Consider the following 16743-nt stretch of genomic DNA (forward strand, 5'->3'; position numbering starts at 1 on the left):
TGTTCTACGGTGTTAAATCTAACAGCACCATGTTCAATGTCATCGGACCGAAAATTGCAGATAATCAAGCAATCAAGTTTGATACATCGATGTCCATATCGATGCGTCTAAGTCCATCAAGTTGGCACTTACTTACCCATGACGATATATTTTTCCCATCATGCATAATTAAGTCCGGTTCTATTTCAAATAAAGGAACTAAAACGAATTCTCTATCTTGCATACCATAGTGAGGCACTTTTAATCTAGGCTCATCAATATTCAAACGGTTGAATAACAGGATATCAAGGTCGAGTGTTCGTGGTCCCCATCTATCTGAATTTCGCACTCTTCCATGCATGTTCTCTATACTTTGCAAGGCATCAAGCAGTTCAATTGGAGAAAATGATGTAGTTATTTTGCAGACGGCATTTATATAATCTGGTTGTCCGTCAGAGCCCATTGGAAGGCTCTGATACAGATGAGAGCACGTTTGTACACAAATTTGAGGCAGTTTATGTATGTTTGCTAAGGCATCAAGCAGCTGTTTACTCGGCTCCTCTAAGTTGCTTCCCATACCAATATACGCGATATCAGTTAGCATCTTTCACCTTGTTTGATTTACTTCGGGGACGTCGGTTTCTGCGCTTTACAGGACCAAGCATCTTGCGCCGTTTGCTGTCATCGCCATGCTGAAAGTCATGCCACCATTCTGCTAGTTCTTGTTGTTTTCCGCCTTCGACTTCGCCGCGTAACACTAAGAAATCATACCCTGCCCTAAACTTAGCATGGTTCAATAAGACAAATGGTCGTTTAGACGTCCGCTTTTCTAAGCGATATTGCAAGGACCAAATATCTCGAATTGCACTGCTAAACCTTTTTGGTATCATGATGCGCTTAATTTGCTGACTCAAAGTTTCTACGCCAGCAATGTTCATAGCGTCGTATTGTGACATACCTGATTCAAATTGTAGCTTATTTGCGAGCTCCTCTAAGGGGTACCACAGGAATGTCGCATATAAAAAAGCGGGTGTTACTCTTAGTTCGTTTATCAAACGCTGATCGGTGTTTTCCAGCATCGCCCGCATGACCATGTATTCTTTTGACGATTTGTCATGTAGCGTAGACGGTAAACAAGGAAACAGTTGAAATATCAAATGTAATTCTAGTAATTTGTCTAGTGCACTTGCACCATAACCAGACAAAAATAGCTTATTTGTTTCTTCAAACAATCGCGCCGCCGGGATATTTGCAAGTGAATTACCCATTTGATGAATTTGTTTCTGCATATCGTCCGGTATGCGCATATTCAATTTTACGGCGAATCTTGCGGCGCGTAACATACGAACTGGGTCTTCAGAGAAGCGTGTCTGTAAGTCACCAATCATCTTGATTTCTTTTCGTTCAATGGAGGCTAAGCCGTCCGCAAAATCAAGAATTTCTTCAGTTTTCGCATTAAAGTACATGGCGTTGAATGTAAAATCTCGTCTCGCAGCGTCTTCTTCAATGGTGCCAAATACATTGTCGCGCAAAATTTGACCACTATCCGCTGATAAAGCATTTTGATTCTTTGCATCGCCATCAGGTGGTTGTTCTTTATGGTGGCCGCGGTATGTTGCAACTTCGATGATTTCACGGCCAAAATGAATATGCGCTAATCGAAAACGACGCCCAATCAAACGGCAATTTCTAAAAACATTTTTGACTTGTTCGGGTGTCGCATTCGTGACGACATCAAAATCTTTCGGGTGGTAGCCCATTAAACGATCTCTGACACAACCGCCTACCGCATAAGCTTGGTAGCCATTGTCTGCGAGTCTGTCCAGTACATCTAAGGCGTGCTTAGACAAATCGGAACGTCGCATATTATGTTCTTTACGCGGAATTATCTTAGCATTCAATGTTTTTATATACTCAATTTGCTCAACGTTATTATTGTTATTTGAGTTAGCATTATTTTCCAAGTTCAGACTACCTAAGTTCACTGGGTTATGAATTCACTACCGAGTATAAGCCATTTGATTCAGAAACAATAATTTCTGATTTCATTGGCATAAATGCAGGCTGCCATTCATTAATAGACCATGTAATTATTTCATTTACATTATTACTGTCTGGTAAGTCATTTACTGCTACACCCATAAATTCAAGGCAAGTCAGCAAGTTTTCTGCAGCATGTGCATGGTCAATGGCAGGTGAATAAGATTGTTTGGCAAACTTTTTACCCAAGGCATGCACAGCCACTGGCATATGCGCGTAACTCGGAACGGAATGAGACAAACTTTTATAAATTTGCATGTGTAAAGGAGTAACATCTAGTAAATCCATGCCTCTCACTACTTGGGTGACGCCTTGCTCTATGTCATCCGCTATCGCCGCCAAATGATATGCAATAGTACCATCAGCTCTACGTAACACGGGATCTTCAACGCATAAATGGCTATCGATTGATACTTCGCCTGCTAATTCATCTGCGAATGCAGAAATACTGCCATCATTAATAAACCTAACAACATGTGACGTTAGCGGGAGTTGTCTATACCTGCAATATTGATCGTAATATTCACTGCGCGCTTTAATTTGTTTTCGGCTACATGCACAGCCATATAAAAAACCAGATTGGTTTAAACGTTGCAAATATTGTTCATAGATGTCTTGTCGGTTTGTTTGGTATACAACCTCAGTATCCCAATATAGCCCATGATTTTCTAGGCTGTGTAAAATGGATTGCGCGTGTGTTGAATCGCATCTTTCTAGGTCTATGTCTTCAATCCTAAGCAACCACTGTCCATTGTTTCTTTTTGCCATTAAAAAACTAGTAAAGGCGCATACTAATGAACCAAAATGCAAAGGGCCGGTGGATGAGGGGGCAAAGCGCCCGATTGTTGGGTGCTCAGGCATATAGTATGAAGTATTTTTTGAATCCATAGCAGATAAAGGAGGCAGTTAGAAACTCCCTCCGATAGTGGCATTCAATTAGCCTTGTAGCTGTTTCTCTTTAATTTCTGCCATTGTTTTACAGTCAATGCATAAATCAGCTGTTGGTCTTGCCTCTAAGCGTTTGATACCTATTTCAATGCCGCAAGAGTCACAAAAGCCAAAATCGTCCTCTTCGATACGCTTCAGCGTTTTTTCTATTTTCTTAATAAGCTTACGTTCACGATCTCTTGTTCTTAGTTCTAAACTGAATTCTTCTTCTTGGGCAGCTCTGTCAACAGGATCCGGGAAATTAGCCGCTTCATCCTGCATGTGGTGAACAGTCCTGTCTACTTCTTTACGTAACTGGTCGCGCCATGCAAAAAGGATGGTTTTGAAATGCTCTAATTGAGCATCATTCATGTATTCTTCACCGTCTTTTTCTATATACGATGATAAGTTTGCTAATGCTAGCAATCCAATTGATTTATTGTTATCTGATGGCATATGCCTTTCTCCTAACCAAATACGCGACATTGTCTATATCAGTGGATTAACTAAAATAGATTGGCGTTGTGTCAGTTCCATTAGTATTAAATGAGCCTAATCTTTCTCTAAATGCTATACGTTTAGCAATGGTTTTGCGACCCAAAAAAAATCAAGGACGGTAATATGGGCATTTTTTCAGAAAAAGCAATCTTTTTTTATGGATCAATACGTATTTTATTTAATATCTTTATATCAATTGTCGAGACATCCGTAAATAATACTAGGGCTTGTTGATCTTTGCTGTACAAGTTTTGTTCAATCTGAGTGCATTTGATCGCGACACTTGATTGCAGGCATAGTTATTCTACGTCAAAAGCAAGTAACAAAGAGCAAGTGCACTCAGGTTGAACCCGAAGGGCAGGGCATGTGATTCATTTCTGCTGCTTTATCACTCCTTTATGTAGAATAACTACACGACAGTCGTGCTGCATTGCATAAATGAATCACAAACCGCTGCAAAATTGCACAGCAAAGATCAACAAGCCCTGGGATTTCTGTGTACATACTCATCGTCGCTTTCCACCCACAATTGCATTTTGTAGTTTAGTGGTCAAAATATTCTTGATCAATTTGTTTGCAAGGTTTGTGTTTACACCGATAAGATGCCCTTCGGCGTCGATTGTAACGACGAATGAGTTATTCACTAATTATGTGATACTCGGAATTTATTCATAATATACAAATCAATAAGGTGAACGATTCAATATGTTAACACTAGATATTAAATTAGCGTTTCCTGAAAAACGTGGCGACAAGGATAATACGGGTAAAACATTCGAGACATCACTATTGAGTTTTGATGCGGAAGCGGCGTTTATTGGTTTACATAACTCGATTGACCTCCTGTCCATTCAACGAGCGGCGAGGAAGTTGACAGGGCTAGGGCTTATTACTGCCAAATTAGCAGGTGATTGGACGCGGGAGCAGCAATATGCGTTTATGCAGAGTTTTGTTTCTCCTGCAGCGAAGCGAGTTGTAGTGTTTTCGCCAGTCACGACTAAATTGGATTTATCATGGTTGCAGTGTCATCAAGCTGCACTACTGTTTACTCGAGAACTCATCAATAGTACACCTGAAGATCTAAGTCCAGAAGTGCTAGTAAATAAATCGATTGATTGGCTACGAGCCTTATCGCCAAAAAATGTTTCAATAAAAACGTTCGTGGGCGAAGAGTTAGTTAAGGCTGGCTATCACGGAATATATCAGGTCGGGCGCGGCAGCGAGCGACCGCCTGTATTGCTAGCGCTGGATTATAATCCATTAGACTCAAGTCATACGGATATTGCCTTGGTTGGTAAAGGTATAACCTTTGATAGTGGTGGTTACAGTATTAAAGGCAGTGAAGGCATGTTAGATATGAAATGCGATATGGGAGGTGCCGCGACAGTTACAGGAGCGCTTGGTTTAGCGATTATGCAAGGATTAAAAAAACGAGTAAAACTTTTCCTATGTTGTGCTGAAAACTTAATTAGTGGTGATGCTTATAAACTGGGAGATATTATTCAGTATAAAAATGGCGTAAGCGTTGAAATTGTAAATACTGATGCTGAAGGCCGTTTGGTGCTTGCCGATGGTTTAATTGCTGCGAATGACGCTCAGCCAAGCATGATTATTGATGCGGCTACGTTGACGGGGGCGGCAGTAATGGCCGTGGGGAATGACTATAATGCAGTATTTTCGTTAAATGACACCTTATGCTCACAATTCTTAGATATTTGCGATGCGACAAATGAACCTCATTGGCGATTACCATTGACTGAGGCGCATCAGAATAAATGCCCATCCCCTTTTGCTGATACGGCGAATAGTCGACCTCAAAAAGGCGGTGGAGCCGGCGGGGCATCTAATGCCGCTGGATTTTTAAGTCGATTTGCGGGAGACAATAAACATGCATGGCTACACATAGATTTAGCTGCTGCGTACAATCGAAATGGCACTGATACTATGCCTGAAGGTGGCACAGCAATAGGTATAAGAGCAATTAGCGAATTATTGCTAGTGTAGGTATTCTAAGGTTCTTACCTGCTAGTAGTGTTGCTTTCAATATGACGATGCTAGTGTCGTTTCCATATCATTTTAGCGCCAGCAGGTAGTTCCGAAAGGCGGTGTATTAAATACCGCCTAAGCGCTCGGCTAATTCTTTGTATTTTTCAACGTCTTCTCTTGCAAACATGGGGTTACCATTTTCGTCATTTTCTTTTGACATTAGAAGGCTTTCACGTTCTAGTCTTTGGACTCTAACTTCCTGAATAGACAAATATTCAGCGACTTCTGTTACACTCATAAGCGCCATATAAAATTACCTTTAATAAATTTAACTTGGTAAACAATATAACGACCGTCAACGCTAAATAATTAGCAAAAAATTTAAATATTAGTCTAAAAAAAGGCGTGTTATGCAAGATATTTGGGCCGCGGCAATAATGCTTTTGCTTATAATGGATCCCCTTGGGAATTTACCTATATTTATGTCAGTGCTCAAGCATATTGAGCCAAAACGGCGGAAAGTTGTCGTAATTCGTGAGCTTCTTATTGCGCTTACTATTCTTTTTATATTTTTGTTTATAGGGCAGGGCTTACTTGAATTCTTGCAGGTTGAGCAGGAAACTGTCAGCATTGCTGGTGGAATTATTTTGTTTGTCATCGCGATTAAGATGATTTTTCCTTCGTCAGGCGGCATTATGAATCTCCCCGATGGTGAAGAGCCGCTCATCGTGCCGCTTGCAGTCCCCATGATTGCAGGCCCGTCAACGATGGCCGCATTGATATTACTGGCAAATCAGTCTCCGGATAAGATGCTTCATTGGAGCATCGCGTTATCAATCGCGTGGGTGATCAGTGCGTCAATATTATTACTTTCAAATAAGGTACACAAATTGCTTGGCGAAAAAGGCTTGCGAGCGATTGAACGTTTAATGGGGATGATACTCATAATGATCGCAATTCAGATGTTACTAAACGGGATAAGTGCATACGTTAAACATATAGGAACAATAATTTGATGTCATCAAAACTCAATACATTCGGTAAATTGAGAAATTTAGACGGTAATAGCAGTTTACTTATTGCGACTGCGCTTACTCAACGTATGGTGGTCAATGCACATTTGTTTTATACCTCATCAGATAACCAAGACGCTATTAAACATATCGACAAAATTATGGACGGTTTGTGGGATATTTGTGCAAAAAAACGTAAGAAATTAAATGCTGAGTCATTGTTGGATAAGCTTGAAACGTTTATTCCGGACCCTGAAGCTGAGGACAATATTGCAGCATACTCAGTAGTTGATTGTTGCATGGCAATGAGTGCATGTATATATGCAACGCAGAAGGAAGAGGATAGTCCTGCGGTTGTTGTTGCCAAACTGAGTCAAGGCGATATAGAACGGTTTTTGCGTATTACTGGTACTGAGGAGCTGAGTATACAATCGCTAAAAGAGACTCCGATTTTTAACTATGAATTAGACATTTTGGGATCTTTCTTGGCATTTGTTGAGGAAGGAAATATCAGCAATGAAGATATTAAGGAACTACGTGAATTTATTGTCGAGCAAGATATGAGTAATCTTGGTCTTGGTGCCGGTTTGTCCTGACAAATGAGCCGCTTTTATTGCTAAATGAATAGGCAAATATAATTGTTACTGGTGAAAAACCAATAACGCGGTGTGCAGAGATTTCGTCTTTTTTTGCTTATCTATTTCAAAACAATTGGGTAAATCTAGGCGTAAATTGGCTTCATGCTCAATATAAATCTTGGCGCCATCGGTCAGTGAATTTTCTTCAATCAGTGCGTTTAGACTGCTTTTGAGTAAGTTTTTGTTGAAGGGAGGATCGACAAAAACTAGCTCAAACTGAGTGTTTTGTTTTTTTAACAACTCAAAACTATCTCCATGATGTATTTTGACCTCTTGTTCAGCATCCAATTGCTTGGCATTTTCTTGTATCAAATGATAGTTATTTTTGTCTAGTTCAAAGAATGTGACTTCAGCAGCACCTCTAGACAGTGATTCAAAACCTAAACTGCCTGAACCTGCGTACAAATCGAGTACTTTTGTGCCAACCACTTCGCCGATAAGCCAATTAAACAGTGTTTCTTTCATCCTGTCTGTCGTTGGCCTTAAGCCTTCCGCATCGCGCACAAGCAATTTTCTGCCACGATGTTTACCTGCAATAATACGAACACTGCCTAATGCGCCTTGCTTTTTTGCTGAGGTTTTTGGAACAGAATGTTTTTTGCGTCTAGTATTTGATGGCATCTTTTATCGTTGAAGTGCTATTATTGTGGGCTAGTGTATATAAATCAGTAAATTTTAACTAGGGCTTACCCAAGGCTTACGGCCTTTTGTTTTTAGTGCCCAACAAACCTCAGAGGATTCATCTTGTTTAGTTGGTTTAAAAAAGATTCTGAATCAAAAAAATCAGACACCCCCCAATCCCCTAAATCGGAAATCATTGAACAAACTAACTCAGATATTGCGACGGGTGACAACGAGAAGGGTACGCACGATGCAAACAATCGCTCAGCTGAAATTGCAAAAGATAAAAGCGCAAACACAAGCGTAGAAAGTGAGACAACAGCGCCAAGTCCAGAAAAACATCTCGCGGACACAGGCGCAGATATAGCCGATGAGCGCTCTGATGCAGGTGAGACTGGTAATATATCTGAACCTGCGGATACTGACGCGAATACAGAGAATGACTTGCCCAACAATGCAGCAAAAAAGGCGGGGTTTTTCTCTCGTTTAAAAGAGCGCTTATCTAAAACTCGCGAGAACATTGGTAGCGGTTTTGTTGCTTTGTTAAAAGGTAAAACCATTGATGACGATCTTTATGAGGAGCTTGAAACACAGCTCCTGATCGCCGATGTTGGCATGAAGACTACGCAAAAGCTTATTGGTAATTTAACGCAAGAAGCCAAGATATCTCAATTAAAGGACGGCGATGCCCTTGCCAGCCTATTGAAACAACAGTTGTCGAGCATTATTAAACCCGTGAATATACCGCTAGACTTAAACGTGCTTGATGAAAATGGTCAAAAGTGCCCGTTTGTTATCTTAATGGTTGGGGTAAATGGTGTGGGTAAAACCACTACTATTGGTAAGTTAGCTAAACAGTTCCAGCAAGAAGGTAAATCTGTCATGTTAGCCGCTGGGGATACTTTCAGAGCAGCGGCAGTGGAGCAACTTGAAGTGTGGGGAGAGCGCAATGATATACCCGTTGTATCGCAGTTTACTGGGGCTGATAGCGCATCCGTGATTTTTGATGCTGTGGCATCCGCTAAAGCGAAGAATATAGACGTATTGATTGCAGATACCGCGGGTCGTTTACAAAATAAAGATAACCTCATCGAAGAGTTGAAAAAAGTTGTGCGGGTGATGAAGAAACAAATGCCTGATGCGCCGCACGAAATCATGCTGACTTTAGACGCTAGTACTGGTCAAAATGCGGTTAGCCAAACAAAGATATTTAATGAAGCCGTCGGTGTTACTGGTATTAATGTTACTAAACTAGATGGTACTGCCAAAGGCGGTGTTATCTTTGCGCTGGCGGATGAATTCTCTATACCAGTGCGATACATCGGTATTGGCGAAGGCATTGATGATCTTCGACCGTTTGACGCTGATGATTTTGTAGAAGCGCTTTTTGACTAAGCGTGCTAGATTAGCATTAGCTTTAATTATTAAAATAATAAGTATACTCGCGAATGATTAAGTTTGAACAAGTCAGCAAAACTTACTCAGGTGGTCAGCAAGCCTTGTCTAAAGTGGACTTTCACTTGGAGCCGGGTGAAATGGCCTTTCTGACTGGCCACTCTGGCGCGGGTAAAAGTACGCTTTTAAAGTTAATTAGCATCATGGAACGACCAACCGTGGGCAACGTATTAATTAACGGTCATAATTTAAATAACATCTCCCGCAATCAAATTGCCTATATTCGTCGCGACATCGGCATGATTTTTCAAAGCCATCAATTGCTAATGGACCGTTCTGTCTTTGACAATGTTGCATTACCATTGGTTATAGAAGGCCATTCGCGTAAAAATATTGCAAGCCGAGTTATGGCGGCGCTGGATATGGTTGGCTTGAAAACAAAAGCCAAACATTCGCCGGTAATGTTGTCGGGTGGCGAACAACAACGCGTGGGTATTGCGCGAGCGGTGGTTAATAGACCGCCGTTGTTATTGGCAGATGAGCCGACAGGCAACCTAGATCCGAAGCTATCGATGGAGATCATCCGGTTATTTGAGGATTTTAATCAGGCGGGTGTCTCGGTGTTAATTGCGACCCATGATTTGGGTTTGATTGCGCGAATGAAGTATCGAACGCTTACGCTTAAGCAAGGTAAAATGATTACAGACGGCCTTGAACAAAATGACGAAGGCGTGTCTTAATGAGCATTTTGTTTAAAGGCAGGCAACACGGGGCAAAACAGCAAGGTATAAGCCGTATTCAACTTTTTGTTATGTTCTTTGTTGATCATTTACGTCAGTCTTTGTACAGCCTTGGCGAGTTATATCGTACACCTTTTGCGTCATTGATGACCATCGGAGTACTTGGCTTCAGTCTTACGTTACCTGGTACCTTATATATTGTCGTTAAAAATACTGAGCAAATAAGTGAACAATGGCAACAAGCCTCAGAAATTTCCTTATTTCTTCGAAGTGATATATCCGATGCTAATGCCAAACAGCTTGTTAAACGACTTTCGGTGTGGTCTGAGGTAGAGAGTATTAGTTACTTACCTGCAGATAAAGCACTGGAAGAATTTGAACAGCTCTCAGGCCTCGGAGACGCCATAGGTTATTTAGAAGAAAACCCCTTACCTGCGGTCCTTTTAGTCGTACCGACCTCTCGACACGCCACGCCAACTGCTGCAAGTTTATTGCTCGATAAACTGCGACAAGAGCGAGAAGTAGAATTGGGTAAACTAGATATAGAGTGGTTGGAGCGTTTATACGCAATTCTTGATGTTGCTAAAGAGCTTGTATTCCTCTTGGCGTTGTTATTGTTCTTTGCTGTGGTGTTAATTATCGGCAATACGATTCGCTTAAACATCATGAATAAAAAAGATGAAATTTTGGTGATGAAATTAGTCGGGGCGACGGATGCCTTTATTCATCGTCCCTTCATGTATACCGGATTTTGGTTTGGGTTTATTGGTGGGGTTTTTGCTTGGCTGACCATTAGTATTGTACTTTTTTGGATAGATTGGAATATGCAAGACACGCTGGCGCTATACAATCTTAATTTAGACATTACCGGCATGGATTTTGGTGCAATTGGCGTTATGCTACTAATATCCGTTGGTCTAGGTCTAATGGGGTCATTTCTTTCTGTTCGACGTCATGTAAGAGACATCGAACCTCAGTAAGTTTAGCGAACTTTAGTCACTGGGTAGTCTTTTGATACTGGGATAGAAAAGCTATTTGCCCACTTTATCGCAGACTGAAAGTATTGATTAGCTTCATTTGTTGACAATGATAACTCGCCAGCGGCTTTAAATGTAGTGTCCCAATGCGCTGATTCAAACCCTATGCACAATCGCACCATATCATGTAAAGCGCCTTTCTTATCGACTAGCGCGGTTTCAATTTCAGGTGCAAGTGTTACTTTCTGCATCAGCTCGTTAATGTCTCTGTCTAGTATTACATCAATAAGAGAAAACAAACCGGTTAAAAAGCCGCTTACACTCGCTTTTTTGCCACCGTTATGTTGCGTAAGGAGTTCACAAAAACGTGCTCTTATTAACGACACGTGTAATAACTCAGTAGTATTGCCGGTATTTATGTGGGTTAACGACACTATTGCAACAAACTTTCTAAGCATGACTTCACCAAGGTAATTTATTGCATGTTTGATCGAGTTAATTTGATGCGACTTGTTCACCATTGGATTGTTAATGAATCTAAATAGTAGATAAGACAGCGTTGCATCGTGTTCAAAAATTGCGTTTATTTTTGGGATATCTAATTCAGATTTTGCTAACTGTGAAATAAGGTCCAACATGGCAATATGACTTGCGGGTAAATCTTTCGTTGGCTCTTCTTTTCGTGATAAGAAAAAGAATCCTTGATAGTAATCAAACTCATGAGGCTTACAGCGTTCAAAGTTTTCATGGGTTTGAACATCTGTCACGATGATTTTTAGGTTGTTGTTTATTGTTTGCTGACGTAACTTTTTAACATCCATTGGTGCTACGCGATTCATACTCACTTTCACGTAATCAACGTATTTTAAGGTCAGCTTATTTACAAACTTCTTTTCGCTGCAAACAAAGCGAAAACCGAGTGCTTTTAACTCAGATATACGCGTCAGTACGTCTTCATTATTTTCTTCAATGCAGTCTATTTCAAATAGCGTATCTGCCGGCGATAGATCTTCAGGAATGTCGTTCATTAATTGAGTGAAAGAAAGGCTAATGATGCTTAGGTAGCCTTCGAGCAACTCTGTCCACGCAACACCAGAATTTTCACTTTGTTCAATCGTTTGCTCAGTAATCGTTTTGGCAAACGCGCTGTCGATGCCATCTCTAAATGTCAATTGGTAGGCGAAAACTCTACCTTTTTCGGTAAAAATTGGTTCGCGAGCAAAAACAATCATAGTTAGTCTCTTTTTCCTTGAAATACTGTCATCATTAGCTGGCACATTTTTTCATTTCTTCTGCCCATTCCATTGCTTCATAATAGGCGCTGTAAAGTGATGTTTCTTCAATTTTTAGTTGTTTGCTAAGTTGAGTTATGGTCGCAAAGTCTGCTTTTTCAAAAGCAATGCACATTTTTAATTGAGCACCGTAGAGTGTATTAGCATCTTGGGAGCAAAGCGCTTGTTTTACCTCATCTGAAAACGGCAACGATTGCGTTATTTTTTGCATTGGTATGTCAATTAGCGCGTCAACTAACGAAAACAGTCCCATAATGAAACTGCTCGGTGGATTCTGATTCATTTGCATTAGTTCTGCCTGCAATTTACAAAAATGCCCTCTTACTAAGCTCATTACCAGTAAATCAATGGGTTTACTTCCTTTGAGGTTAGCTATTGCCAACAATGCAATAAATTTTTTCAATTCTAAGCTGCCTAAGTATTTTAGCGCATGCTCTAAAGATGCTATTTTTTCTCGCTTGTTGAATGTTGGGTTATTAATGAATCGCATTAATTTGAATGTTAAACCGACATCTTTTTCAAACACCTTATTTAACGAGTCAAAGTCAAAGTCTGCTCTTGAGCTTATGCCTACTAATTCCATTACTGAAGATGCCGACGCACCAAGATTTTTGTGTTGAATCATTTCTGGTTTAGACAAAAAGTAGCCTTGGAACACGGTAAATCCCATGGATTTGAATTGTTCAAACTCTTCATTCGTTTCAACTTTTTCGGCAACCAACTTGATACCAAGTTTTTTAAATTCAGCAATTTTATTTGTGACGATGGGGTTTTCAGTGTGTAAGAATTCGGCTTCAATCTTAATGTATGTAACCAATGGGATTAGCGTGTCCCATTTGTCTGAAAAATCGAAATCGTCTAGTGCAAGTGTGTATCCTAAGCTTTTTACATGCTTGCATGCGTCAACTAGCGCTTGCGTCACTTCAATCGTTTCGACAATTTCGATAACCGTCTTTTTACGGTCAAGCGTAGTCGGAAAACGATGAATTAGCGTATCTTGATGAAAATTAATAAATGCTATTTTGTTCGATGTGATATTTTCTAAGCCAATACTCAGATGGCTATTGGCCAACATATTACTAGTGGCTTCGTCAGGGGAGATATCAGGGAAACAATTTTGTTTGCCATCACGAAAAAGCAACTCGTAAGCCACGACATTTTTGTCAGCATTATAAATAGCTTGTCGTGCAATATGTGCAATCATTTATTGTTTCCTGTTGAGAATGCAATCCATTTGCTGAGCGAACGTATAGCTTTATCGTCAATTTGGGTATTTGTATTAATTTTAATTATCAGCAAAAAGTTATATAAACTTTAGTAATGATGCTTGTGTTTTTTTTATTAATCCTTATATTTACATGTCCGATGTTATGAAAGAATTCTTAATATCCATAGGTCTAATCACTCAGTCATGCTAAAGAGTCAGTGAACTGGAGTAACAATGAAAGAAAACATGCAATCTTTTGCTCTTACAGTCCCCGCTAGCGGTAGCCTAGAAAGCTATATTCAGGCGGTGTCTAGTATTGACATGTTAACAGCAGAAGAAGAAAAAGGCTTGGGCGAGCGCTTACAAGCAGATGGCGATTTAGAATCGGCACGTAAATTAGTAATGTCTCATCTTCGTTTTGTCGTACATATTGCTAAATCATATTCAGGCTACGGCCTACCGCAAGCTGATTTAATTCAGGAAGGTAATATTGGCTTAATGAAAGCAGTTAAACGCTTCGACCCTACAGTGGGTGTTAGGTTGGTGTCATTTGCTGTGCATTGGATAAAAGCTGAAATTCATGAGTATGTGTTAAAGAACTGGCGAATTGTTAAAGTTGCGACGACCAAAGCGCAACGTAAACTTTTCTTTAACTTACGCAAAGCTAAAAAACGTTTGGGTTGGTTTACACACGAAGAAGTGCAAAAAGTAGCAGAAGATTTAGGCGTTAGTACAAAAGAAGTACTCCAAATGGAGTCTCGTATGAGCAGTCAAGATCAAGCGTTTGATTTGTCTAACGATGATGATGAGTCTTCAACGTTTAGCCCTGCTCAGTATCTGGAAGATAAATCACCAGATGTAGAAACAACCGTTATTAATAATGATTGGGATACTGCGGCAACTAAGCGTTTGTATGCGGCACTTAAAACCTTAGATGATCGCAGTCAACACATCATTGAAACGCGTTGGTTGGCCGATCAAAAAGCAACCCTGCAAGATCTTGCTGATGAATATCAAGTGTCTGCCGAACGTGTTCGTCAAATTGAAAAGAATGCGATGAAAAAGCTACAGTCCGCTATGATATAGTGTTTACTATATAGTTTAAAAGCAGCGTAATCGCTGCTTTTTTTGTACCTGAAACTTTATGAACAAGTCTTCTTTTTTGCTTAACTAATTTGCCTTTAAAAGGCTACCCAACTTTTTCAGGGAGTACCCAATACTGCCCAGAGAATTCGGCGACCGATTGTTCGTTATCTAAAATTTCTACTTTTAGAGATACTGGGCATTTCTTTTTCTTTTCTAAAATTTGAAATTTTGTTTGCACACTTTCAATGTTGCATAGTGCTCTGGGACGCATAGTAATCGGCTTGTGATAGTGAATAGATGCGTCGCCAAGGACAATTTCACCACTCAGTCCTTTTTGCTTGAGTTGTAAAAATATCATTCCCCAGCCTGTGAGCGTCGCGAGAGAATAAATACTGCCAGCAAACATACTGCCGTGCAGATTAATATTTTTATTTAATGATGCCCTTGTTTCAATTGTGCGCTCTGTATATTGATGCAGCTTTATTCCCATGTGTTCGCTGATTGGAATGCGTTCATGCCAAGTCAGTTGAAGCTCTTTGCACCATTTCGGATGAAGAATTAATGCGTGTTTATCGGTGAGCGTTTTACGCATTTGTTTGCGTTTAAGCTTTCCAAGCTCATTTGGTGCATCATCAATTATTTCAAACCCGCAACTTTCAAAAAAAGGGATAGACGCTTCGCGCGAATTGGTTACAGCCCGTTCTGCGCCCAATTCTCGTGCTACAGACTCTAGCGCCTCCATCAGTAAGTGCCCGACACCTTTACGGCGATGTACATCACTTACCGCAATATAGCGTATTTGGGCTTCTTCAGGCGTGTTAAGGTGAACTCGTCCACAGGCAAGAATATCTCCCTTGTGGTCTTTAACTATTCGGTGTTCACTGACGCTTTCGTACTCATCTTTTTCAGAACCTTCGGGATAATTCCAAGGTTTCCTTAACAATAACCAGCGAAAACTAAAATAGTCAGCGATTTCCGCTTCTGTTTTTGGTTCGTGAACGATCAGCAAGCGTTAATCCATTGAATTACTAGCAAGACAATCATTGTATAGCTAAATTTACAAAAGTGCACACTGCACTTTGTTTCAATCTTTTGCACCGACGTCTACCTACAAAGGTTATTGACCTTTCTATCGGATTTTGTACACTTACCGCGTTATTTACTTCATTTAAAGACAAAAAAGGAATTATGTCTCATGCATTTATTTATTCAAACTTCATTGAGTGTACTGTGTTGTGCAACACTACTAGCCGTTAGTACGCAACAAGCTATTGGGCAAGCGCAAGAAAAGAAACTGCCTTGCGACGAGCTAACAGAAAAAGCACTCGCTAAAACCAGTCCAGAAACCGTGCAAAGTATCACGGCTTTTACTCCTGCAAAGGTGCTACAACGAAAAGATCCTAGATACCCAAGCTTAGCGGCAAGAGACGGCAAAGAAGGTTGGGTGAAAATTAGTTATGTCATAGACACCGAAGGCAAGGTTAAAGATCCTGTGGTGGTCGACAATGGAGGGAGCTCAAGATTTAAAAAGGCGGCAATGAGTGCTATTAAAGAATGGCAATATACTCCCGCAATAAAAAATGGTAAAGCGGTAGAGCAATGCCATCACTCCATTCAAATCGATTTTTCTTTACTCGGCCAACATGGTGCGAGTAGAAAATTTATTGTTATGTATAGAAAAGCGAGTCAAGCGATGGATGAAGGGGACTTGGCTAAAGCAGAAAAAATTGTAAAGAGAATGAAGGAAAAAAGCGGCGGTAATCGCTACGAAAATGCATGGCTATGGGCATTGGATGCGTCGATAGCGACGGAAACAGGTGATTTACGCAGAGAACTTAATAGTATTGATAAGGCGCTAGCCAGCAGCAAAACTCATGAGGACGAATATAAAACATTTAAGGATGACTACCTTGCCTCATTATATCGAAGAAAATTTGCGTTACATTTGGAGTTTAATGAGTTTTCTACTGTACTTTATACGAGTAGGCAAATCAAAACGCTTGAGAATGGCGATGATATCATCGCGCCACTGCTCCCTTACATTCAGAAAGTTGAGGACTTTATAGCGTCTGAGGATAATATCGTTGTAAACCGAACACTTTCGGAATCTGGTCGTGACTTTTATTATCTAGCAAGGAGCAAGTTTGGTTTTTCAGATATCAACGGAAAATTAGATGCAGTAGAAGTTAGGTGTGATAGCCACAGAGAAAAATTCACGGTAGCGACGGATCATATTTGGTCAATACCAGAATCCTGGGGCGATTGCCAAGTACTTATAGAGGGCAAAGAGGGAACGGAATTTAAGTTGGTTGAGGTCAGCAAGGTTTAAGTTTTATATCTTATC

At 40.4% G+C, this 16743-nt stretch carries 17 protein-coding genes; 8 read left to right on the forward strand and 9 right to left on the reverse strand.

Annotated elements, in window-relative coordinates:
• Nucleotides 1-64: 64 nt before the first annotated feature.
• The 4 genes from folK to dksA all read right to left on the reverse strand — a co-directional run bounded on the left by folK (nucleotide 65) and on the right by dksA (nucleotide 3402).
• Entirely contained in the window at nucleotides 65-583 is a 519-nt protein-coding gene (gene folK, locus QQK00_RS16490) for a 2-amino-4-hydroxy-6-hydroxymethyldihydropteridine diphosphokinase (protein WP_284218776.1), read from the reverse strand.
• Nucleotides 573-1865 (reverse strand): polynucleotide adenylyltransferase PcnB, encoded by a 1293-nt coding sequence (pcnB, locus tag QQK00_RS16495; RefSeq protein WP_431307754.1) that lies wholly within the window; start codon nucleotides 1863-1865, stop codon nucleotides 573-575. The genes folK and pcnB overlap by 11 nt, the downstream gene beginning before the upstream one ends.
• 103 nt (nucleotides 1866-1968) lie before the next feature.
• Nucleotides 1969-2907, reverse strand: a complete 939-nt coding sequence (gluQRS, locus tag QQK00_RS16500) for a tRNA glutamyl-Q(34) synthetase GluQRS (protein ID WP_284218778.1) — start codon at nucleotides 2905-2907, stop codon at nucleotides 1969-1971.
• Between the two features lie 48 nt (nucleotides 2908-2955).
• On the reverse strand, nucleotides 2956-3402 hold the full coding sequence (gene dksA / locus QQK00_RS16505; protein ID WP_284218779.1) for an RNA polymerase-binding protein DksA: 447 nt from the start codon (nucleotides 3400-3402) through the stop codon (nucleotides 2956-2958).
• A 747-nt stretch (nucleotides 3403-4149) separates the two neighbouring features.
• On the opposite strand from dksA, the gene pepB reads away from it, so the two are divergent.
• Nucleotides 4150-5448, forward strand: coding sequence for an aminopeptidase PepB (pepB, locus tag QQK00_RS16510; protein ID WP_284218780.1), 1299 nt, complete (start codon nucleotides 4150-4152; stop codon nucleotides 5446-5448).
• A gap of 106 nt (nucleotides 5449-5554) precedes the next feature.
• Here pepB and QQK00_RS16515 read toward each other — a convergent pair whose 3' ends face one another.
• On the reverse strand, nucleotides 5555-5737 hold the full coding sequence (locus tag QQK00_RS16515; RefSeq protein ID WP_284218781.1) for a helix-turn-helix domain-containing protein: 183 nt from the start codon (nucleotides 5735-5737) through the stop codon (nucleotides 5555-5557).
• Nucleotides 5738-5840: 103 nt separating this feature from the next.
• Here QQK00_RS16515 and QQK00_RS16520 point away from each other — a divergent pair, with 103 nt between their 5' ends.
• Nucleotides 5841-6446 (forward strand): YhgN family NAAT transporter, encoded by a 606-nt coding sequence (locus QQK00_RS16520; protein ID WP_284218782.1) that lies wholly within the window; start codon nucleotides 5841-5843, stop codon nucleotides 6444-6446.
• Nucleotides 6446-7039, forward strand: a complete 594-nt coding sequence (locus QQK00_RS16525; RefSeq protein ID WP_284218783.1) for a DUF416 family protein — start codon at nucleotides 6446-6448, stop codon at nucleotides 7037-7039. Before QQK00_RS16520 ends, QQK00_RS16525 begins: the two co-directional genes overlap by 1 nt.
• 45 nt (nucleotides 7040-7084) lie before the next feature.
• On the opposite strand, the gene rsmD is transcribed toward QQK00_RS16525, so the two are convergent.
• The gene (rsmD, locus tag QQK00_RS16530) at nucleotides 7085-7702 is read right to left on the reverse strand and encodes a 16S rRNA (guanine(966)-N(2))-methyltransferase RsmD (RefSeq protein WP_284218784.1); all 618 of its coding nucleotides are present in this window, start codon (nucleotides 7700-7702) and stop codon (nucleotides 7085-7087) included.
• Between the two features lie 123 nt (nucleotides 7703-7825).
• On the opposite strand from rsmD, the gene ftsY reads away from it, so the two are divergent.
• The 3 genes from ftsY to ftsX are packed head-to-tail and all read left to right on the forward strand — an operon-like array spanning nucleotide 7826 to nucleotide 10817.
• Nucleotides 7826-9097 carry a signal recognition particle-docking protein FtsY gene (gene ftsY, locus QQK00_RS16535; protein ID WP_284218785.1) on the forward strand — a complete coding sequence of 424 codons (1272 nt, stop codon included), beginning with the start codon at nucleotides 7826-7828 and terminating at the stop codon, nucleotides 9095-9097.
• Nucleotides 9098-9150: 53 nt separating this feature from the next.
• Nucleotides 9151-9837 (forward strand): cell division ATP-binding protein FtsE, encoded by a 687-nt coding sequence (ftsE, locus tag QQK00_RS16540; RefSeq protein WP_284218786.1) that lies wholly within the window; start codon nucleotides 9151-9153, stop codon nucleotides 9835-9837.
• On the forward strand, nucleotides 9837-10817 hold the full coding sequence (ftsX, locus tag QQK00_RS16545) for a permease-like cell division protein FtsX (protein WP_284218787.1): 981 nt from the start codon (nucleotides 9837-9839) through the stop codon (nucleotides 10815-10817). The genes ftsE and ftsX overlap by 1 nt, the downstream gene beginning before the upstream one ends.
• A 2-nt stretch (nucleotides 10818-10819) precedes the next feature.
• Here ftsX and QQK00_RS16550 read toward each other — a convergent pair whose 3' ends face one another.
• Together QQK00_RS16550 and QQK00_RS16555 are read right to left on the reverse strand one after the other, a co-directional pair.
• On the reverse strand, nucleotides 10820-12046 hold the full coding sequence (locus QQK00_RS16550) for an EAL and HDOD domain-containing protein (protein ID WP_284218788.1): 1227 nt from the start codon (nucleotides 12044-12046) through the stop codon (nucleotides 10820-10822).
• Between the two features lie 34 nt (nucleotides 12047-12080).
• A complete protein-coding gene (locus tag QQK00_RS16555) occupies nucleotides 12081-13310 on the reverse strand; it encodes an EAL and HDOD domain-containing protein (protein WP_284218789.1) in 1230 nt (409 codons plus the stop codon).
• 237 nt (nucleotides 13311-13547) lie between these two features.
• Between QQK00_RS16555 and rpoH the strand changes: the two genes are divergently transcribed.
• Nucleotides 13548-14399, forward strand: a complete 852-nt coding sequence (rpoH, locus tag QQK00_RS16560; RefSeq protein WP_284218790.1) for an RNA polymerase sigma factor RpoH — start codon at nucleotides 13548-13550, stop codon at nucleotides 14397-14399.
• Nucleotides 14400-14502: 103 nt separating this feature from the next.
• On the opposite strand, the gene QQK00_RS16565 is transcribed toward rpoH, so the two are convergent.
• Nucleotides 14503-15408 carry a bifunctional GNAT family N-acetyltransferase/hotdog fold thioesterase gene (locus tag QQK00_RS16565; RefSeq protein ID WP_284218791.1) on the reverse strand — a complete coding sequence of 302 codons (906 nt, stop codon included), beginning with the start codon at nucleotides 15406-15408 and terminating at the stop codon, nucleotides 14503-14505.
• A gap of 186 nt (nucleotides 15409-15594) precedes the next feature.
• Between QQK00_RS16565 and QQK00_RS16570 the strand changes: the two genes are divergently transcribed.
• Nucleotides 15595-16728: an energy transducer TonB gene (locus QQK00_RS16570; protein ID WP_284218792.1), complete on the forward strand. Its 1134-nt coding sequence runs from the start codon at nucleotides 15595-15597 to the stop codon at nucleotides 16726-16728.
• Nucleotides 16729-16743: the final 15 nt, after the last annotated feature.

Source organism: Agaribacter marinus (genome assembly GCF_030160655.1).
Lineage (GTDB): Bacteria > Pseudomonadota > Gammaproteobacteria > Enterobacterales > Alteromonadaceae > Glaciecola > Glaciecola marina.